Annotated in this window: 19 protein-coding genes; 13 read left to right on the top strand and 6 right to left on the bottom strand. The window is 63.0% G+C overall.

Going from position 1 to position 18,847, the window contains the following annotated elements; all coding sequences use genetic code 11:
• Positions 1 to 135 precede the first annotated feature (135 nt).
• From ABVN20_RS04805 to ABVN20_RS04790, 4 genes are all read left to right on the top strand, one after another.
• A complete protein-coding gene (locus ABVN20_RS04805) occupies positions 136 to 1,068 on the top strand; it encodes a LysR family transcriptional regulator (protein ID WP_368554347.1) in 933 nt (310 codons plus the stop codon).
• Positions 1,069 to 1,194: 126 nt separating this feature from the next.
• The gene (locus ABVN20_RS04800; RefSeq protein WP_368554346.1) at positions 1,195 to 1,818 is read left to right on the top strand and encodes a DJ-1/PfpI family protein; all 624 of its coding nucleotides are present in this window, start codon (positions 1,195 to 1,197) and stop codon (positions 1,816 to 1,818) included.
• Positions 1,819 to 1,962: 144 nt separating this feature from the next.
• On the top strand, positions 1,963 to 2,526 hold the full coding sequence (locus tag ABVN20_RS04795) for an OsmC family protein (protein ID WP_368554345.1): 564 nt from the start codon (positions 1,963 to 1,965) through the stop codon (positions 2,524 to 2,526).
• Positions 2,527 to 2,547: 21 nt separating this feature from the next.
• Complete coding sequence (locus tag ABVN20_RS04790) at positions 2,548 to 3,627, top strand: alkene reductase (RefSeq protein WP_368554344.1); 1,080 nt, start codon at positions 2,548 to 2,550, stop codon at positions 3,625 to 3,627.
• A 65-nt stretch (positions 3,628 to 3,692) separates the two neighbouring features.
• Here the strand turns inward: ABVN20_RS04790 and ABVN20_RS04785 are convergent, their stop codons facing one another.
• Genes ABVN20_RS04785 through ABVN20_RS04765 form a run of 5 tightly spaced genes read right to left on the bottom strand, consistent with a single transcriptional unit; the run spans position 3,693 to position 7,978 of the window.
• The gene (locus tag ABVN20_RS04785) at positions 3,693 to 4,616 is read right to left on the bottom strand and encodes an amino acid ABC transporter permease (RefSeq protein WP_368554343.1); all 924 of its coding nucleotides are present in this window, start codon (positions 4,614 to 4,616) and stop codon (positions 3,693 to 3,695) included.
• On the bottom strand, positions 4,613 to 5,245 hold the full coding sequence (locus ABVN20_RS04780) for an amino acid ABC transporter permease (protein WP_368554342.1): 633 nt from the start codon (positions 5,243 to 5,245) through the stop codon (positions 4,613 to 4,615). The genes ABVN20_RS04785 and ABVN20_RS04780 overlap by 4 nt, the downstream gene beginning before the upstream one ends.
• Before the next feature lie 21 nt (positions 5,246 to 5,266).
• On the bottom strand, positions 5,267 to 6,109 hold the full coding sequence (locus tag ABVN20_RS04775; RefSeq protein WP_368554341.1) for a glutamate ABC transporter substrate-binding protein: 843 nt from the start codon (positions 6,107 to 6,109) through the stop codon (positions 5,267 to 5,269).
• Between the two features lie 39 nt (positions 6,110 to 6,148).
• On the bottom strand, positions 6,149 to 6,913 hold the full coding sequence (locus tag ABVN20_RS04770) for an amino acid ABC transporter ATP-binding protein (RefSeq protein ID WP_368554340.1): 765 nt from the start codon (positions 6,911 to 6,913) through the stop codon (positions 6,149 to 6,151).
• Positions 6,914 to 6,958: 45 nt separating this feature from the next.
• Positions 6,959 to 7,978: an asparaginase gene (locus tag ABVN20_RS04765; protein WP_368554339.1), complete on the bottom strand. Its 1,020-nt coding sequence runs from the start codon at positions 7,976 to 7,978 to the stop codon at positions 6,959 to 6,961.
• Positions 7,979 to 8,149: 171 nt separating this feature from the next.
• Here ABVN20_RS04765 and ABVN20_RS04760 point away from each other — a divergent pair, with 171 nt between their 5' ends.
• The 4 genes from ABVN20_RS04760 to ABVN20_RS04745 all read left to right on the top strand — a co-directional run bounded on the left by ABVN20_RS04760 (position 8,150) and on the right by ABVN20_RS04745 (position 12,692).
• The gene (locus ABVN20_RS04760; protein ID WP_368554338.1) at positions 8,150 to 9,106 is read left to right on the top strand and encodes a LysR family transcriptional regulator; all 957 of its coding nucleotides are present in this window, start codon (positions 8,150 to 8,152) and stop codon (positions 9,104 to 9,106) included.
• Positions 9,107 to 9,243: 137 nt separating this feature from the next.
• Positions 9,244 to 10,665, top strand: coding sequence for a 3-isopropylmalate dehydratase large subunit (leuC, locus tag ABVN20_RS04755; RefSeq protein WP_368554337.1), 1,422 nt, complete (start codon positions 9,244 to 9,246; stop codon positions 10,663 to 10,665).
• Positions 10,662 to 11,276 (top strand): 3-isopropylmalate dehydratase small subunit, encoded by a 615-nt coding sequence (gene leuD, locus ABVN20_RS04750; protein WP_368554567.1) that lies wholly within the window; start codon positions 10,662 to 10,664, stop codon positions 11,274 to 11,276. The genes leuC and leuD overlap by 4 nt, the downstream gene beginning before the upstream one ends.
• Positions 11,277 to 11,348: 72 nt before the next feature.
• Positions 11,349 to 12,692, top strand: a complete 1,344-nt coding sequence (locus ABVN20_RS04745; RefSeq protein WP_368554336.1) for a 2-hydroxycarboxylate transporter family protein — start codon at positions 11,349 to 11,351, stop codon at positions 12,690 to 12,692.
• Between the two features lie 34 nt (positions 12,693 to 12,726).
• Here the strand turns inward: ABVN20_RS04745 and ABVN20_RS04740 are convergent, their stop codons facing one another.
• Complete coding sequence (locus ABVN20_RS04740) at positions 12,727 to 13,641, bottom strand: LysR substrate-binding domain-containing protein (protein WP_368554335.1); 915 nt, start codon at positions 13,639 to 13,641, stop codon at positions 12,727 to 12,729.
• A 249-nt stretch (positions 13,642 to 13,890) separates the two neighbouring features.
• Here ABVN20_RS04740 and ABVN20_RS04735 point away from each other — a divergent pair, with 249 nt between their 5' ends.
• The 5 genes from ABVN20_RS04735 to ABVN20_RS04715 all read left to right on the top strand — a co-directional run bounded on the left by ABVN20_RS04735 (position 13,891) and on the right by ABVN20_RS04715 (position 18,756).
• Positions 13,891 to 14,880 carry an aldo/keto reductase gene (locus ABVN20_RS04735; protein ID WP_368554334.1) on the top strand — a complete coding sequence of 330 codons (990 nt, stop codon included), beginning with the start codon at positions 13,891 to 13,893 and terminating at the stop codon, positions 14,878 to 14,880.
• Positions 14,881 to 14,890: 10 nt separating this feature from the next.
• A complete protein-coding gene (locus tag ABVN20_RS04730; RefSeq protein ID WP_368554333.1) occupies positions 14,891 to 15,484 on the top strand; it encodes a flavodoxin in 594 nt (197 codons plus the stop codon).
• A 116-nt stretch (positions 15,485 to 15,600) separates the two neighbouring features.
• The gene (locus ABVN20_RS04725; protein ID WP_368554332.1) at positions 15,601 to 16,683 is read left to right on the top strand and encodes an alpha/beta fold hydrolase; all 1,083 of its coding nucleotides are present in this window, start codon (positions 15,601 to 15,603) and stop codon (positions 16,681 to 16,683) included.
• Between the two features lie 32 nt (positions 16,684 to 16,715).
• Positions 16,716 to 17,768, top strand: a complete 1,053-nt coding sequence (locus tag ABVN20_RS04720) for an alpha/beta hydrolase (protein WP_368554331.1) — start codon at positions 16,716 to 16,718, stop codon at positions 17,766 to 17,768.
• A 100-nt stretch (positions 17,769 to 17,868) separates the two neighbouring features.
• Positions 17,869 to 18,756, top strand: a complete 888-nt coding sequence (locus ABVN20_RS04715; RefSeq protein WP_368554330.1) for a LysR family transcriptional regulator — start codon at positions 17,869 to 17,871, stop codon at positions 18,754 to 18,756.
• The last annotated feature ends 91 nt before the right edge of the window (positions 18,757 to 18,847 follow it).

The following is an 18,847-nucleotide window of genomic DNA, read 5'->3' as shown; positions in this document are numbered from 1 at the left end:
GTAACTTTATTGCCTGATTTGGAATTATCGGTTGATTACATCCAGCGGTTAACTTGGGTGTAGAGTGTCCAACACGTAAGGCAGGCGCAAACTTATTGCTGCCGATGCAATAAATTACTGGCAAGGAGGTAGGCAGTGGATCGTCTTCAGTCGATGCAGATCTTTTCCCGCGTTGTCGAAATGCACAGCTTCAGTCGGGCCGCGGAAAGCCTGTCCCTGCCACCGTCGCGGGTCACCCGCGCGGTCAAGGAGCTGGAAGCGTTCCTCGGGGTGTGTCTGCTGCGGCGCACCACGCGGCACATCAGCCTGACGCCCGACGGCACGCTGTACTACGACCATTGCCGACGGCTGCTGGCGGACATCGAAGCCGTCGAGTCCGGCTTCCCGGGCTCCGCCGGACAACCCCGCGGGCGCCTGCGGGTCGACATGACGCTGTCACTCGCGCGCCTGGTGGTGTTGCCTTCGATCAAGGATTTCCAGGCGCGTTTTCCCGATGTCGAACTGACCTTGACCATGGCCGACCGCACGGTCGAGCTGATCCAGGAAGGCATCGACTGCGTGATCCGCACCGGCATCCCCGAAGATTCGCCGACACTGGTCGCCAAGCGTGTCGGTGCCTTTGACTGGGTCACCTGCGCCTCCCCCGAATACCTGGCCGAGCATGGCACGCCGCAAACCCTGGAAGACCTGGCGGACCATCACGCAGTGGGTTACCTGTCCAGCCGCACCGCCCGCTCGCTGGAGTGGCATTACGTGGTCGACGGCGAAGACCGCTGCGTGCGCATGCGCGAACGCCTGATCGTCAACGACACCGATGCGTACGTCGCCTGTGCCCTCGAAGGCCTGGGCCTGATCCGCGCAGGCAGCTACATGGTGCGCCGTCACCTGCTCAGCGGCCGGCTCAAGCCGGTGCTCACCGACTACTGCTCGCCGGCCGTTCCGCTGTCGGTCCTGTACCCGAAAAACCGCCACCTTTCACCCACCGTGCGGGCGTTCGTCGATTGGGTGGGCGACGTCATACGCACCGCGGAACCGAGCTGGCGCCTGGACGCGCACGCGTTGCCTTGAGCGCTCACACGGCGGTTGTTTCACTCGCTGGAATTGTTAATTGCCGATTCAGCGGATTGTCTCCCACAGCCAAAACATCAACCATCACCCTCATTGCCAGCGATGGACGACAGCGGAGAAATGAAGGTGAAGAAGGTACTGATGCTACTCGCCAATGGCGTTGAACCCATGGAGATGGCGGCGTTTACCGATGTTCTGGGTTGGGCGGACCTGCTGGGCGATGAAAAGGTCGAACTGGTCATGGCCGCACTGCGACCGGAAATCACCTCGACCTTCGGCCTGGTCATTCGCCCCAACCGACTGCTCGCTCACCTGGACCTCGATGAGTTCGATGCACTGGCGTTGCCCGGCGGCTTCGAACCCAGCGGCTTTTACGAAGAAGCCTTGAGCGAGCCCTTCCTGGCCACCATCCGCCATTTCGTCGATGCCGACAAAATCATCGCCAGTGTCTGCGTGTCCTCGTTGTGCCTGGGCCGCGCCGGGGTATTGCTGAACCGCAACGCCACGATCTATCACCAGATTGGCGGGCGCAGGAAGCAACAACTGATCGAGACCGGGGCGCGCTTCATTGATCAGCCACTGGTACTCGATGGAAAAATCATTACCTCCAGCGGCCCGGGCACCGCGTCGGAAGTGGCCTTTTTGCTGGTGGAACTGCTGACCAGCCAAAACAATGCGCAGAACATTCGCACCATCATGCGCTTCCCTACCCCTGATGCGCAGTGGTACGCCACGCCCCAGGTGAGCTAGCCCAACCGGTTTACCCACCTCACGAACGCCCAGCGTCGTGAGGTGCTTCACGCCCGCCTCCAATCCAACACGACTGGCACGCCATCGACTGCGCGGCATTCGGATGCGCGGCTTTTCCGTTCCCCCCACACCAGAGGATTTGCAATGGACACCCTGCTCAACGGTATCGACGTCGCAGCGCTCAAAGGTTTCGCCCAGGACCTGTCGCAGGACAACTCGAAACGGTTCGCCCGCTTCAACGTGAAAACCAGATGGGAACATCAAACCCGCAGTGTCGCCACCGTCAGCCGCTATCACTTGAGCGGCACCGATCACCCTCGTCATTTTGAAATCGCGGCCGACGAACCCTTCGAACTGCTGGGGCAGAACACTGCGCCCAACCCTCAGGAGTTGCTGATGGCCGCACTGAACGCGTGCCTCTCGGTGGGCTATGCGGTGAACGCCGCGGCCATGGGTATCAAGCTGCTCAGCCTCGAGATCGAGACCGATGGCGAGTTGAACCTGCTGGGCTTTCTGGGCCTGGACGACAAGGTCAACCCAGGTTACGACGAGGTCAGCTACGTAGTGCGCATCGACACCGACGCAACGCCTGAGCGCGTGCAGGAATTGCACCGCGTGGTGACCAAAACCTCTGTGAATTACGCCAACTTCTCCAAACCCATTCGCATGTTGCCCACGCTGGAAATCATCAATCGCCCCGGCGTTTGACACGGATCTGAAGGAGGTTTTATGCCCACGTTATTCGACCCCATCACGCTCGGTGCGCTGCACGCCGCCAATCGCACGATCATGGCGCCGCTGACCCGCGCCCGTGCCACCCGCAACCATGTACCCACCGCGATCATGGCCGACTACTACGCGCAACGCGCCTCGGCCGGCCTGATCATCAGCGAGGCTACCGGCATTTCCCGCCAGGGGGTTGGCTGGCCCTATGCGCCGGGGATCTGGTCCGAAGAGCAGGTGCAGGCATGGAAACCGGTCACGCAGGCGGTACACGCTCAGGGCGGTGTGATCGTCGCGCAACTGTGGCACATGGGCCGTATGGCACACTCGGCGGTCACCGGCATTGAGCCGGTGTCGTCCAGCGCCACCACCATGCCGGGTGAAGCGCACACCTACGACGGCAAGCAACCTTTCGAGGTGGCCAGGCCGTTGGCGGCCGATGAGTTTCCCGGCCTGATCGCCGATTATGTGCAGGCCGCCAGAAACGCCATGGCCGCCGGATTCGATGGCGTGCAGATCCATGCCGCCAATGGTCAATTGATCGACCAGTTCCTGCGCGACCAAAGCAACCGGCGCACCGATGACTACGGTGGCAGCATCGACAACCGCCTGCGCCTGTTGCAACAGATCACGCAGGCCGTGGCCGCCGCCATCGGCGCCGACCGAACCGCCGTGCGCCTGTCGCCCAATGGCGAGAGTTATGGCGTGGACGACAGCAACCCGGCCCCGCTGTTCGCCCAGGCGGCGGACATGCTCGACGCCATTGGCATTGCCTTCCTGGAACTGCGCGAGCCCGGCCCGAACGGCACCTTCGGCGCGTCCGACGTACCCCGCCTGTCACCGCTGATCCGCCAGCACTTCAAGGGCCCATTGGTGCTCAACAGCGACTACGACCTGGTCCGCGCCAAAGCCGACCTCGACAGCGGGCTGGCCGACGCGATCAGCTTCGGCCGCCCTTTCCTGGCCAACCCCGACCTGGTCAAACGCTTCAGGACCGGCGCGACGCTGAACCAGGACCAAATGGAGACCTACTACAGCCAGGAAGCCGTGGGTTATACCGATTATCCGGTGTTGACGGAGGGTTGAGACAGCGCGTCGGTGCAGATCAACGCGCTGCACCGACGCGCTCTCAGGGGGGTGGTATTCAGAGCCTACGTCTGATCCCGCCCCCGCTGCGACCCGTTACGCAACACCGACTGCATCCCCGGTGTCACCTCCACCGCACCACCAAAGTTCGCCTCATTCACCTCGGCCTTCTTGCGCGAACGGCGCGAATCATAGGCCTGGCGCCGTTCCACCCAGCGCCGCAGCGCCAGCAGCAAGGCACTGACGAAACCGTACATCACCGTGACGATAAACGCCGATTGCAACAGCGACTGCGGGGCGAAGCTGGAGATCTGCTGGGAGCGACGCAGCAATTCTTCGTAGGGGATGATGTAGCCCAGCGAGGTGTCCTGGACGATCGCCAGCACCGCACTGACCAGTGCCGGCAGCATCAGCTTCAATGCCTGTGGTAACACCACCCACACCATCGCCTGGTGATCGCGCATGCCGATGGACAGCGCCGCCTCTTTCTGGCCGCGGCCCAGCGAGAGAATGCCGGCCCGCACGATTTCTGCCGTCATCGCACTGTGGTGCAGCACCATGCCGAAGATCAGGTAGCCCAGGGCCGACCAGTGCAGGCCAATCGACGGCAACAGGATCACCGTGAACAGGATCAGCAACAGCAGCGGCACCGCGCGGAAACAGCCGATGTAGCTGGCGGCCAACGTGCGTAACCAAACCCGTTCCGACAACCGCGCCAGCGCCAAGGGCACCGCCAGGCTGAAGGCCAACACCGTGCTGATCACCGCCGCCAGCAAGGTCGCCATCAGGCCGTCGAAGAGGAACTTCAAGGTGCCCGGGTGCAGGAAGATTTTCCAGCGATGGGCATCGAACTGCCCGCTGGCGTCCAGGCGGTGCCCTACCGCATAGGCCAGGCACAGCAGCAGGAGCACGCCAATCACCGAAATGATCCGGTTGCGCCGCCGGGCGATCGGGCCCGGTGGTTCGTACAGCAGATTGTCCGGGCTCATCGCAGCACCGCCATTTTTTGCTCGAGAAAGCGGAAGAACAGGCCCGCAGGAAGGGTCAGCAGGAAGTACGCGACCATGGCACCGAGGAACGTCGGCACCGCCAGTGCCGTGTCGAAGTTGATCTTCTGCGCCGTGTAGGTGATGTCCGCCACGCCGATCGCCGCGCCGATGGCCGACGCCTTGATCTGGATGATGAACAAGTTGCCCAGCGGCGCGATCACCGACTGCACCGCCTGCGGCAGCACCACTTCAGCGAGGATCTGGTCGAAGCGCATGCCGATGCTGCGCGCCGCTTCGATCTGCCCGAGGGGCACGGTGTTGATACCGGCCCGCACCACTTCGCAGATCCACGCGGCGCTGTACAAGCCCAGCACCAGCACCGTGGAGGTGAACAGCGAGTACATGAAACCGAGCTTGGGCAGGCCGAAGGTGAACAGCAGCAACAGCGCCAGCAACGGCATCATGCGCATCAGTTCGACGTAGCTGCTGGCAAACCAGCGAAAGGGTGCCCAGGGGCTCACCCGCATGATCGCCAGCAGCAGCCCGAGCACGATCGCAATGGCGAAGGACAGCAGGGTCAGCTGGATGCTGACACCGATGCCCCCCAGGAAGCGTTCGATATAAGACATCAGGTTCGCCTCGGCCGCGCGTTACTGTTCGATCACCGGCACCTGCGGTGCGCCGAGCCCGTCTTGCAGATCCTTGCCGTACATTTCCTTCCACTGGCCATTCTCGATGGACGCGCTCAGCTGGCTGTTGAGCCAGTCACGCCACACCGTGTCTTCCTTGATGACCGCAATGCCGTAGGGCTCTTCGGTGAACGGCGCGCCAACCACGCGCAATTGTCCCGGCTGGCGCATCGACTCGCCGACCAGCGTCGCGCCGTCGTCGACATAGGCGTCGAAGCGCTTGTCGATCAACCCTTCGACACAGGCCGACGCATCGCTGAAGGTGACGATCTTGGCGGTTGGCGCCAGTGGCTTGAGGTTGCGCTCCACGGTGGTACCGCTGAGCACGCACACCGTCTTGCCATCGAGGTCGGCGGTCTTGTTGATCGACTTGTCGTCGGCGCGCACCAGCGAATCCTGGCCGGCGAGGTAATACGGGCCGGCAAAACCGATGACCTTCTTGCGCTCGTCGGTGACGGTCATGGTGGCGATGACCATGTCCACGCGCTTGTTCTCCACCAGCGGAATGCGGTTTTCCGGGGTGGTGCTGACCCACTCGATATTGTCTTCGGAGCCGGTGAGTTTTTTCGCCAGCATGCGCGCCAGGTCGGCCTCGAAGCCTTCGACTTCACCGGTCATGGGGTTGCGCGAAGAAAACATCAGGGTGTTGAGCGAGCTGCCCACCACCAGCTTGCCGCGCTTCTGGATCTTGGCCATGGTCGAGTCGGCCGGAAACTGCTCAGTGGTAGAGGCCGAAGCGAACGAGGCGAAAAGGCAGGAAGCCAGCAGGGAGATACCGAAGGAAGCGATTCGTGGTGAGCGCATGATTGTGATCTCTTGTTATTGTGTTTTCAGTTGAGTGGATCAGTGTGCAAGGACCTTTGACAGAAACTCGCGGGCACGCTCCGAACGCGGCGCGCTGAAGAAGGTTTCCGGCGGCGCACTTTCGACGATCCGCCCGGCATCCATGAAAATGATGCGGTCGGCGGCAGACCGCGCAAACCCCATCTCGTGGGTGACCACGACCATGGTCATGCCGCTGCGGGCCAGGTCGACCATGACCTTGAGCACCTCGTTGACCATTTCCGGGTCCAGCGCCGAGGTCGGCTCGTCGAACAACATCACACTGGGTTTCATCGCCAGGGAGCGGGCCAACGCCACCCGTTGCTGCTGGCCGCCCGACAGCTCGACCGGATAGGACTTGCCCTTGTGCCCCAGGCCCACCTGTTCGAGCAGCTTCTGCGCCCAGGCATCGGCCTCGGCGCCACGCATGCCGAGCACCTTGCGCGGCCCCATCGCGACGTTCTGCAACGCGGTGCGATGGGAGAACAGGTTGAAACTCTGAAACACCATGCCGACTTTCGCGCGCATCTTCGCCAGCGCCCCGCCCTCTTCCGGCAGGCGTTCGCCGTGCAGGAAGATGTCGCCATCGGTGATGGTTTCCAGGCGGTTGATGCAGCGGCACAGGGTCGACTTGCCCGAACCGGACGGGCCGATGATCACCACCACCTCCCCCGGCTGAACCTCCAGATCTACATCGAACAGCACCTGCTGACTGCCGAAGTACTTGTTGACGGCACGCAGTGAAATGGCCGGCGTTTGTGGTTGTTGTGCTTGAGCCGTTTGCATGGTTGTGGTCTGCCTTATGGATCTTGTAGGTGGCGGCGCCCCGGACTAGACGAACTTCAATTGCACCGTGGCCTGCAACTGGCCGGCGCGCGAACCGTTATAACTCTTGATCACCGGATCGGCCCAGGGCGTCAGCAACGCATTGTCGCCGCCTTCCAGCACGCCCAATTGCTTGAGCACGGCGATGGTCACGGCGAACACACTGGGGAAATCACCGTCGCTGACCTTGACTGCCACGCCCAGGCCACGGCTGCGGATGCCGACCGTCTGCACGCCATCGGCGCCGGTCTTCGCCACCCAGTCGCCATTCGACGCCAGGGTGATACCGAGGTCTGCACGGCCAGTGCCCGAGACCATTTCCGGGTGGCTGCGCATGGCCTCGAACAGGCGCGTGAGGATCGGGTCGAGGCTGGCATCGCCACCGCCTTCACCGCTGGCCAGGCGCGCCCACAACAGGGCCAGACGCGACAACGGCATGCCCAGGTTCGGCGCGTTGCAGCCGTCGATGCCGGCCCACATCTGATCCGCCGCCACGCCGGACAGCTTCGCCACCGTGCGCTGGACGTCTTGTTGCAAGGCGTGCTCGGGGGACAGGTAACTTTCGCTGGGCAAGCCGTGCAGGCGGCAGTAGGCGAGAAAGCCGCTGTGCTTGCCGGAACAGTTATGGTGGCGCTGGTCGTAGTGAAAACCCTGGGGTGGCAGGTTGTCGGCGCTGTAGAAATCCGGCAGGTGGCAACCACAGCCGAGGTCGGTGCAGCCCCGCTGGATTTTCGCCAGCATGCCGCTCACGGCTTCCACGTGCCGGGCTTCACCCGAGTGGCTGGCGCACATCACCGCCACCTGTTCGTCAGAGAAGCCGAAGTGCTCGACCCCGCCGTCGCGCACGAACGGGATGGCCTGGAACGGCTTCAAGGTCGAGCGGGAAAACATCATCGAGCCGGGGTCGCCGGCATAGGCCAGCAGGACGCCGTCATTGTCGACGACCGCCACCGAGCCCCAGTGGATACGCTCCACATGATCGTTTCGGGTGGCAATGGCCAAGGGAACGTGTGCGGGAAAATCCATGGTGTTCTCGATGCTCCAAAGATTGCCTCGCAGGTCACGCCGGCGAGGCGAATACGTGTCGGTTGGATGAACGACGTGCGCACTTCGATCGAAAATGAGTCTATATTCTGGCAAATAACGATGGAACATCGCCAAACAGAATTCGGTTTTGCACCCAGCGCAAAGGCACACATGACATCCGAAACCGCACGTATCGACCATCTCGGGGTGATGAGAGCACTGGTCAAAGTGGTCGAACTGGGCACCTTTTCCGCCGCGGCGCGGGAGATGCACGTTTCCCCGTCCACCCTGACCCGCATGATCAGCACCCTGGAAAAGTCCTTGGGCACCACCCTTCTGCACCGCACCACGCACATCGTCGCCCTCACCGAAGCCGGGCAGATCTACCATGCACGGGCGCAGTCGATGATCGCCGACCTGGACGACACCCTGCGCGTGGTGAGCGATCTCAACCAGGCCCCCAGCGGCCCGCTGAAACTGGTGTCGCCGGTGGCCTTCGGCCGGCGCTTCCTGGCTCCGCTGATCGCGCCCTTTTTGCAGATGTACCCGGGCATCCAGATGGATCTGCGCCTGACCGACAACCACAACGACATGATCGTCGGCGGCTTCGACCTCGATATCCATGAAGGCGAGAATCACCTGGAAAACCTGATCGCCTACCCGATCTGCCGCAACGACTCGTTGCTCTGCGCCAGCCCTGCTTATCTGGCCCGCCACGGCCATCCCGCCAGCCCCACGGAACTCAGCGCGCACAACTGCCTGATCTACCTGCACCCCGACGCCGACCCCCATTGGTATTTCACCAAAGACGAGGTCAAGCATTCGATTTTCCCCAAGGGCAACCTGCAATCGGACAACTCCGAGCTGTTGCTGGAGGCTGCTTGTGGCGGCCTGGGCATCGCCGAATTCGAGATCTGGCTGGTGCGCGACCTGCTGCTCAGCGGGCAATTGCAGATCGTGTTGCCGGAGTATCGCTTCGTCAATTCGCTGACCGGCCAGCAGATCTACATGGCCTACCTGCCCAATCGACGGTACTCGACCAAGGTGCGGGTATTGCGCGATTTTCTCGAGGAATGCTTGCAGGGCATCGGCGATTTGCCCGAAGAGTTGTTCAGGCGCCAGCCGTAGATTCGCCCCTACTGTTCACGATTCGTGAACCAACACTGCACAGATGCGCAATTGCTCTACACCACAGCAAGAATAAGCTGGACCTGCACGCCGAACCCGGCGCCACGCTTATAAAAATTGCACGTGAGTGATTGCCCATGAGTCGCCCCCGGACCCTCTACGAAAAACACATCGACTCCCACACCGTCTGCACGCTGGACGATCAGGGTCATGTCCTGTTGTACATCGACCGCCAGGTCGCCAACGAGTACACCAGCCCCCAGGCTTTCAGTGGCCTGCGCGAAGCCAATCGCCAGGTCTGGCGCCCTTCCAGCACCCTGGCCGTGGTCGACCACGTCAACCCCACGGCGCCCGAGCGCATCGCGGCCATGCCGGATGCCGGCGGCACCTTGCAGGTCAATTATTTCCAGGAAAACTGCCGTGACTTCGGCATCGAACTGTTCGATGTGCTCGACAAGCGCCAGGGTATCGAACACGTCGTGGCCCCCGAGCAAGGCTTCATCCTGCCGGGCATGGTGATCGCCGCCGGCGACAGCCACACCACCACCTACGGTGCACTGGGCGCGTTCGGTTTCGGCATCGGCACCTCCGAGATCGAACACCTGCTGGCGACCCAGACGCTGGTGTACAAGCGCCTGAAAAGCATGCGGGTCACCGTGCGCGGCGAGCTCGGGCCCGGGCTGGTGTCCAAGGACATCATCATGGCGCTGATCCGCCGCATTGGTGCTTCCGGCGCCACGGGCTACGCCATCGAATTCGCCGGGCCGACCATCGCGACGCTGAGCGTCGAAGCCCGCATGACCATCTGCAACATGGCCGTCGAGGCCGGCGCCCGGGGTGCGTTCATGGCGCCCGACGACAAGGTCTACGCCTACCTCGCCGACAAGCCGCGTGCCCCGCAGGGCGCGCTGTGGCAGCAGGCCGTGGCGCAGTGGCGCGAACTGTTCAGCGATCCCGGCGCCAGCTTCGACCAGGACATCGAACTGGACATCGGCGACTTGCAACCCATGGTCACCTGGGGCACCAGCCCCGACCAGGCCGTCGCCATCGGCGAGCGAGTGCCAGACCCCATGCAGGAACCCGACCTGATCCGTCGTCACGATCTGCAACGCGCCTTGCGCTACATGGGCCTGGAGGCCGGCCGCCCGGTCGCCGACATCCGCATCAGCCATGCCTTCATCGGTTCGTGCACCAATGCCCGCATCGAAGACCTGCGCGACGCCGCCCGCATCGTGCAGGGCCGCAAGGTCGCCAACGGCGTGCGCGCGATGATCGTGCCGGGCTCCACACAGGTGCGCGAACAAGCGCAGGCCGAGGGCCTGGCCCAGCTGTTCATCGACGCCGGCTTCGAATGGCGCCAGTCCGGCTGTTCGATGTGCCTGGCCATGAACGACGACGTGCTCGCCCCCGGCGACCGCTGTGCGTCGAGCACCAACCGCAACTTCGAAGGCCGCCAGGGCGCCGGTGCGCGCACCCACCTGATGAGCCCCGCCATGGTCGCCGCCGCCGCACTGGCCGGCCATCTGGTGGATGTCCGTACCCTGGGCGAGGAGGCCTGAGCATGCAACCGTTCATTCGCGAAAGCGGCATTGGCGCCCCCCTGCTGGCCGCCAACATCGACACCGATGTGATCATGCCCAAGCAGTTCCTCAAGGGCATCGACCGCAGCGGCCTGGACCGCGGGGCGTTTTTCGACCTGCGCTTCCTGGCCGATGGCAGCCCCAACCCGGACTTCGTGCTTAACCAAACGCCCTGGAACCAGACCCGCTTCCTGGTCACCGGGCCGAACTTCGGTTGCGGTTCCAGTCGCGAGCACGCGGTCTGGGGCCTGAAGCAACTGGGCATCCGCGCCCTGATCGGCACCAGCTTCGCCGGCATCTTCTTCGACAACTGCCAGCGCAACGGCGTGCTGCTGATCCAGCTGGACGAGGCCGACCATCAGGAAATCGCCACCCTGGTCACCCAGGCTGAACGGGCCCACCTGACCATCGACCTGCAGCAGCGCCAGATCCAGCTGGACGACCAGCGCAGCATCGCCTTCAGCATCGACGACTTGCGCCGCCAGGCCCTGCTGCAAGGCCTCGACGCCATCGGCAGCACCTTGCTGCGCACCGAACAGATCCGCGCCTTCGAACAACGTCACCTGCAAGCGAACCCCTGGCTGGCCTGAGCCGGGCTGAACGACCGGGCCACGAGCAGGCCCGGTGCATCCTCCTACAACAATAATTCCAGGAGTCACACCATGAACAACTCCATTGAGCAAACGGCCGCTTGCGACGCGGCCCCGACGTCTGGCGCAAGGCGCCTGCTGCGGTCGTTCGCGACCTACGAAATCGGCGTCATCCCCCTGCCCTATTTCATCGCCATCGCCGTCATCGTGTTCTGTTCGGCGCATTTCGGTTACCTGCCCAAGACCATGATCGGCGGCCTGGCCGTGATCATGACCATGGGCGTGTTCTTCGGCCAACTGGGGCAGCGCCTGCCGCTGTTCCGCGACATCGGCGGCGGTGCCATCCTGTGCCTCCTGCTGCCTTCGGTACTGGTGTTCCACGGTTTCTTCGGCAGCACCACGCTCGATGCCACGCGCATGCTGATGAAGGACGCGAACTTTTTGTACTTCGTCATCGCCAGCCTGGTGGTGGGCAGCATCCTGGGCATGAACCGCTTCATCCTGGTCCAGGGCATGATCCGCATGTTCGTGCCGCTGGTGCTCGGCACCCTGGCCGCCGTGGTCGCCGGGTTGCTGGTGGGCCTGCTGTTCGGCTACTCGGTGTACCACACGTTCTTCTTCATCATCGTGCCGATCATTGGCGGCGGCATCGGCGAAGGCATCCTGCCGTTGTCGCTGGCCTACGCGCACATCCTCGGCGGCAGCCCCGAGCAGTACGTCGCGCAACTGGTGCCGGCGGCCGTGGTGGGCAACATCGTCGCGATCATCTGCGCCGGCGCCCTGGCGCGCCTGGCCGTGAAGAAGCCTAAGCTTAACGGCGACGGCATGCTGATCCGCGCCCGTGAGGAGAACGACAAGTTCAAGGAGAGCGAGGACCACGGCGCCATCGACTTCCGCTACATGGGCGCCGGCGTCCTGCTGATCTGCAGCTTCTTCATCCTCGGCGGACTGCTGGAAAAGCTGGTGCACATTCCGGGGCCGGTGATGATGATCGTGGTGGCCGTGCTGTTCAAATACCTGCGCGTGCTGCCGGACCGCCTGGAAAAGGGCAGCAAGCAGTTCTACAAGTTGATTTCCACCGCCTTCATCTGGCCGGTGATGATCGGCCTGGGCATGCTCTATGTGCCGCTGGACAGCGTGATGAGCGTGTTCTCGCTCGGCTACGTTCTGGTGTGCACCACGGTGGTGGTCGCCATGACCCTGGCGGGCTTCCTGATTGGCAATCTGCTGAAGATGTACCCCATCGAATCGGCCATCGTCACCTGCTGCCACAGCGGCCTGGGCGGCACCGGTGACGTGGCGATCCTCTCCGCCGCCAATCGCATGGGGCTGATGCCATTCGCGCAGATCTCCACGCGCCTGGGCGGCGCCGCTACGGTGATCGCAGCCAGCGTGCTGCTTGGCATTTTCGCCTGAGCCATTGCAACCGTTCAGGGCCCTGGACGGTTGCTCACTCGGCCAATGCCTGGAAGTGATCCTGCAAAAATTCGACGCACACCCGCAGCTTGGCCGAATCGGCCAGGCGTGTCGGGTACACGGCCCAGATGTTGGCGCTCTGGGTGTAGTCGTGCAGCACCCGCACCAGCTTGCCGGCATTGAGCAACGGCTTCACGTCCCAGTACGAACGCAGCAGGATGCCGCGACCGCTCAATGCCCACTGCAACACAATCTCGCCATTGTTCGACGACAACGGGCCGTTGACCCGCACGCTTTCATCACGCCCATCGCGCTGCAAATGCCAGACGCCGAACGGGTTATTGCGCTCCTTGATCACCAGGCAGTCGTGCGTGCTCAGGTCCTTGAGGCTCTGCGGCGTGCCACGGCTGGCCAGGTACTCGGGCGTCGCACACAACACTCGGTGGTTGTCGGTCAGCTTGCGGGCCCGGTGCTGCGCCGGCAGGTCATCGCCGATGCGAATCTCCAGGTCGAAACCCTCGGCCACGATGTCTACCACGCGATCAAACACATCCAGGCGCACCTCGAGCCCGGAAAACCGCGACGACAGCAACGCCACGGCGGGTGCCACATGGTTGCGGCCAAAACCGAAGCTGCTGCAAATGTGCAGCAGGCCGCTGGGCTCCTGGCGCACGTCGGTCAGTTCACCGACAAAGTTGTCCAGGTCATCGAGAATGCGCACGGCCCAGCGATGCGCGCGCTCGCCGGCATCGGTCAGCGCGATGTTGCGCGTGGTGCGGTGCATCAGCCGTGCGCCCAGCACCTCCTCCAGCACACGAATGCGCTTGCTGACATAGGCCGGCGACAGGCCAAGCTCCTCGGAAGCCGCGACGAAGCTGCTTTTGCGGATGACGGTGAGAAACACCCGCAGGTCTTCGGGCAACGGTGATTCTTTACGAGGCGTGTTCATAGTCAAGGCTCAGCGCTTGGATGTTTCACAATTTGAAGATGATCCCGGCCCGAATGCAACCCGGCACCGGCCATTTTCGCAACGCGTAGCGGGCGAATTGATGAGTGGTTTTCATAAGCCCTTGCCGATTACCCCTCTGTTTCGAACCGCCGCATTGGCTTAATTTTTCCTCACCTGTTTTGCAGCGGCCACACAGGCCCCGGCTGCAACCACCCTGGCGACTGGTTCGCTCTCCCGAAGGAACATGCCATGCAAAAGCGCACACTTGGAAACAGTTCACTTGAAGTCTCCGCCCTGGGCCTTGGCTGCATGGGACTCAGCCACGGTTATGGCCCGGCCACCGACACCCAACAGTCGGTGTCACTGATTCGCCATGCCTTCGACCTGGGTGTCACCTTCTTCGACACCGCCGAGGTCTACGGCCCCTACCTCAACGAAGAGGTGGTCGGCCAGGCGCTGGCGCCGGTGCGCGATCAGGTGGTGATCGCCACCAAGTTCGGTTTTACCTTCGGTGCCGACAACAAGCAGCAGATTCTCAACAGCCGTCCCGAGCACATTCGTGTTGCCGTCGAAGGCTCACTGCGCCGATTGAAAACCGACTACATCGACCTGCTCTATCAACACCGCGTCGATCCCAACGTCCCGATTGAAGACGTGGCGGGCGCGGTCAAGGCGCTCATCGACGAGGGCAAGGTCAAGCACTTCGGTCTCTCCGAGGCCGGCGCGCAGACCATCCGCCGCGCGCACGCGGTTCAACCGGTCACCGCGCTGCAAAGCGAATACTCGTTGTGGTGGCGAGAGCCCGAGCTGGAGATTTTCCCGACGCTCCGGGAGCTGGGCATCGGCTTCGTGCCGTTCAGCCCGCTGGGCAAAGGTTTTCTCACGGGCGCCATCGCCGCCGACGCCGCGTTTGGCAGCGATGACTTTCGCAGCATCGTCCCGCGCTTCAGCCCCGAGGCGCTGCAAGCCAACCAGGACCTGATCAGCCGGCTGCGCGAAATCGCCGCGCAAAAGGCCGTCACCCCCGCGCAGATCGCCCTGGCCTGGCTGCTCGCGCAAGCGCCCTGCATCGTGCCTATTCCGGGCACGACCAAGCTCGATCGCCTCAAGGAAAACATCGGCAGCACCGAGGTGACCCTGAGCAGCGCCGACTTGCAGTCCATCGCCACCGCCCTGGCGCAGATCACGGTGCACGGCGACCGCTACCCCGAGTCCCTCAAGGCCCGTGTCGGGCGCTAGGAGATCGGTGATGAGCCAGGATCACGATCCGTTGCGACGCACCGTCGTTGCCGCTCTGGCAAGCGCCCCGCTGCTGGCCCTCGCCGGCACGGACAGCCGCGACGTCGAAGCGCCTCGCAGCGGTTCGCGCACGCTGGTGGCGTACTTCTCTCGCTCGGGTAATACCCGAGTGATCGCCGGCCTGATCCAGCGTGGCCTGGGGGCAGACCTGTTCGAAATACGTCCGGCTACGCCTTATCCCGAGGACTACCTGCAAACCGTCGAACAAGCCCGCAACGAGCGCGACAGCGGTTTCGAGCCGGCGCTGGAAAGCGACGTACGCGATCTGTCCGACTACGACACCGTGTTTCTCGGCTTCCCCATCTGGGGCGAAACCATGCCCCCGGTCGTGCGCACGTTTCTTTCAACACACGACCTGAGCGGCAAGACCATCATCCCGTTCAACACCCATGGGGGTTACGGCCTGGGAAACAGCCGCGCGGTGCTCAACCGTCATGCACCCGCAGCGAAAGTGCAAGAAGGCCTGGTCATGCAAGGCGAGCAGGAGCGCAAAACCATGGAGTACGTGAATGAATGGCTGAGCGAGGGTCACTTCGCAAGCTGACCGCGTGACGCCTCGCTGTTCATCGGGAAGTACCGGATACCCACGACACAAGCTCGTCAGGCGAAGTACCCGCCCATCGACAAAACCAGGAATCAAATCGCAGGGAGACCCCAGGCATGACGATCACCCAACCCTTACTGATCCTCGCCACGATCAGCACGCTGGCCGCCTGCGCTGCTCACTCCACAGACGCGGGTGATACAGTCGCGCCCTTGCAGATCCAGGCGCAAGGCAGCTTCGCCGCCGGCGGGACAATGACCACTGCGCCGGGCCAATTCGACCCGCGTCAACCCATGGTCCCGGCCGGTCAGACCTACCATGGCGATCACGCCTACGCGTTCTACCAGGTGCCTGTCGGTGCGCGCAGATTGCCCATTGTCATGTGGCACGGCGCGGGCCAGTTTTCCAAGACCTGGGAGACCACCGCCGATGGCCGCGAAGGCTTCCAGAACATCTTCCTGCGACGCCACTACGGCGTTTACCTGATCGACCAGCCACGACGGGGCGACGCGGGTCGCAGCATGGTCGAGGCCACCGTCAAACCCACACCGGACGAACAACTGTGGTTCAACCAGTTCCGGATCGGCTTGTGGCCCCACTACTTCGACAACGCGCAAGTGGCTCGGGATGCGCAAACCCGCGAGCAGTTCTTTCGCGCCATGACGCCCAACACCGGCCCGTTCGACATGGGTGTGGTGTCCGATGGCGTATCCGCGGTGTTCAACCGAATCGGCCCCGGCATCCTGTTCACCCACTCACAAGGCGGCGGGCCCGGTTGGCTCACCGCCATCAAGAACGACAAGGTCAAGGCGATCGTCGCGTTCGAGCCCGGCAGCAGCTTCGTGTTTCCGGCAGGGGAAGTGCCCGCGCCCATTCCCAGCGCATTCGACACGGTGCAGGGAACATCGGTGCCGATGGAGCAGTTCAAGGCACTGACCCGCATCCCCATCCTGGTGCTCTATGGCGACAACATTCCCGAGCAGGCCACCGACCTCCCCGCCCAGGACAGCTGGCGCGCCCGCCTGGCGATGGCGAGGTTGTGGCGCGACACCGTGAACAGACATGGCGGTGACGTGCGGCTCATTCATTTGCCGGAAATAGGCATCAAGGGCAATACGCACTTCCCCATGTCTGATCTGAACAACGTCCAGATCGCCGATCTGGTGTCCGGATTTCTCACCGAGAAACATCTGGACTGACGCAATCACACCTGAACCCAGTGGAAATTCCCATGAGAAAGACAGTACTCAAAGCCACCTTGATGGCGGCCATGGTGGGCGGCTCGGCAGAGAGCGGCGCCGCGGACTACAAAAAGAATCCGTTCACGCTGGTGTACGACGGGGCCATCACCCGCAACGACGCCGGCAAGGTGAACATTCATCCGGTCAGCTATCAATTGAACGGCCTGAAAATCGCCGCCAACGTGTACACCCCGGCAGGCTACGACGGGACAAAGGTCTACCCGACCATCGTCGTCGCCCACCCGAACGGCGGCGTCAAAGAACAGGTTGCCGGCCTCTACGCACAACGCCTGGCCGAAGAAGGCTACATCACCATCACCGCCGACGCGGCCTACCAGGGCGCGAGCGAAGGACAACCGCGCAGCGTCGACAAACCGGCCAACCGCATCGAGGATATCCACGGCATGGCGGATTTCATCACGCAATACAGCGGGGTGGATAGGTCACGCCTGGGCTTGCTCGGTATCTGTGGCGGCGGTGGTTACTCGCTGGCCGCCGCTGAAACCGACAAGCGCTTCAAGACCGTGGCAACCATCAGTATGTTCAACTCCGGGCGGGTTCGCCGCAATGGCTACGCCGACTCGCAACTGGACACCGTCCAGGACCGGCTCAAGCAAGCCGCCGAGGCGCGTGCCGAGGAAGCCGCCGGTGGTGAAGTTCGCTACTCCGGGGACGCCAACCTGAGCGATGAGCAGATCGCCAAGCTGCCGTTCGCCCTCTATCGCCAGGGCTACGAGTACTACTGGAAAACCCACGCACACCCCAACTCGACCTTCAAGTACACCACCAGCAGCCTGCTCGACCTGATGCGGTTCGACGCCACGAACCAGATCGAACTGATCCAGCAGCCCCTGCTGATGATCGCCGGCACCCAGGCCGACAGCCTGTACATGACCGAGGACGCCTTCGCCAAGGCCACCGGCACCCAGGACAAGGAGCTGTTCCGGATCGAAGGCGCCACCCATATCGAAACCTACTGGGTGCCCAAGTACGTCGACGCCGCGATGGGCAAGCTCAAGACGTTCTACCAAAGAACGCTGTGAGGCCCGCGGATACGCCAGCAGCGGCATTCAACCACCCCAATCGCTACGGGACATGATTAGATGGGCCAATAGCTCAAGCCTTCATGAGAGGATCTCATCAATGTCCCGTGCCAATCTCAACGACCTGCAAGCCTTCGTGGTCATCGCCCGCGAAGGCAGCTTCACCCGCGCGGCGGCTCAGCTTGGCGTTTCGCAATCGGCCCTGAGCCACACCATGCGCAGCCTGGAAACGCGCCTGGGTGTGCGCTTGCTCACGCGCACCACGCGCAGCGTGTCCCCCACCGAGGCCGGCCAACGCCTGTATCAATCCATGGCGCCACGCTTCGACGAGATCGACCAGGAACTGGCCGCGGTCACCGAGTTTCGCGACACACCCGCCGGCAACATCAGGATTTCCGCGTCGGAGCATGCGGCCAACAACATCCTCTGGCCCAAGCTGCTGAAAGTGCTGCCCGACTACCCGGACATCAAGGTTGAGATCACCGTCGACTACGCCCTCTCGGACATCGTCGCGCAACGTTATGACGCCGGGGTGCGCCTGGGCGACCAGGTGGCCAAGGACATGATCGCGGTGCCTATCGGGCCACGCTTGCAGATGGCCGTCGTGGCATCGCCCGAGTACTTTCGCAAAAAACCTCACCCGATGACGCCAAGCGACCTGTCGGCGCATAACTGCATCAACCTGCGCTTGCCGACCCACGGTAGCCTGCTGCAATGGGATTTCGAAAAGGGCGGCCACGAACTCAAGGCCCGCGTCGAGGGCCAATGGACCTTCAACAGCAGCGTGCCGATCCTGCGTGCCGCCGTGGCCGGTTGCGGCCTGGCGTTCCTGCCGGAAGACATGGTGGCTGGCGATCTGGCTGCGGGCCGCCTTATTCGTGTGCTGGAAGACTGGTGCCAACCCTTTGCTGGCTACCACCTGTACTACCCCAATCGGCGTGAGCAGTCGTCGGCGCTGGGCGTGGTCATTGATGCGTTGCGCTATTGAAGCTTGCCTCTATGCAGCAACAGGCATTCGGACACCCGGCCCCCGGCGTGTCATGAATAGCCAAACGCCTGTCGTCAAATGAAAAGCCCCC

Source organism: Pseudomonas sp. MYb118 (assembly GCF_040947875.1).
Classification (GTDB): Bacteria; Pseudomonadota; Gammaproteobacteria; order Pseudomonadales; family Pseudomonadaceae; genus Aquipseudomonas.
This window is presented reverse-complemented; position numbering and strand designations above follow the sequence as displayed.

Coding starts and splice junctions, on each gene's coding strand:
- ABVN20_RS04795 (WP_368554345.1), top strand. CDS start 1,963: ATGGACACCCTGCTCAACGGTATCGACGTCGCAGCGCTCAAAGGTTTC.
- ABVN20_RS04790 (WP_368554344.1), top strand. CDS start 2,548: ATGCCCACGTTATTCGACCCCATCACGCTCGGTGCGCTGCACGCCGCC.
- ABVN20_RS04785 (WP_368554343.1), bottom strand. CDS start 4,616: ATGAGCCCGGACAATCTGCTGTACGAACCACCGGGCCCGATCGCCCGG.
- ABVN20_RS04780 (WP_368554342.1), bottom strand. CDS start 5,245: ATGTCTTATATCGAACGCTTCCTGGGGGGCATCGGTGTCAGCATCCAG.
- ABVN20_RS04775 (WP_368554341.1), bottom strand. CDS start 6,109: ATGCGCTCACCACGAATCGCTTCCTTCGGTATCTCCCTGCTGGCTTCC.
- ABVN20_RS04770 (WP_368554340.1), bottom strand. CDS start 6,913: ATGCAAACGGCTCAAGCACAACAACCACAAACGCCGGCCATTTCACTG.
- ABVN20_RS04765 (WP_368554339.1), bottom strand. CDS start 7,978: ATGGATTTTCCCGCACACGTTCCCTTGGCCATTGCCACCCGAAACGAT.
- ABVN20_RS04760 (WP_368554338.1), top strand. CDS start 8,150: ATGACATCCGAAACCGCACGTATCGACCATCTCGGGGTGATGAGAGCA.
- leuC (WP_368554337.1), top strand. CDS start 9,244: ATGAGTCGCCCCCGGACCCTCTACGAAAAACACATCGACTCCCACACC.
- ABVN20_RS04745 (WP_368554336.1), top strand. CDS start 11,349: ATGAACAACTCCATTGAGCAAACGGCCGCTTGCGACGCGGCCCCGACG.
- ABVN20_RS04740 (WP_368554335.1), bottom strand. CDS start 13,641: ATGAACACGCCTCGTAAAGAATCACCGTTGCCCGAAGACCTGCGGGTG.
- ABVN20_RS04735 (WP_368554334.1), top strand. CDS start 13,891: ATGCAAAAGCGCACACTTGGAAACAGTTCACTTGAAGTCTCCGCCCTG.
- ABVN20_RS04730 (WP_368554333.1), top strand. CDS start 14,891: ATGAGCCAGGATCACGATCCGTTGCGACGCACCGTCGTTGCCGCTCTG.
- ABVN20_RS04725 (WP_368554332.1), top strand. CDS start 15,601: ATGACGATCACCCAACCCTTACTGATCCTCGCCACGATCAGCACGCTG.
- ABVN20_RS04720 (WP_368554331.1), top strand. CDS start 16,716: ATGAGAAAGACAGTACTCAAAGCCACCTTGATGGCGGCCATGGTGGGC.
- ABVN20_RS04715 (WP_368554330.1), top strand. CDS start 17,869: ATGTCCCGTGCCAATCTCAACGACCTGCAAGCCTTCGTGGTCATCGCC.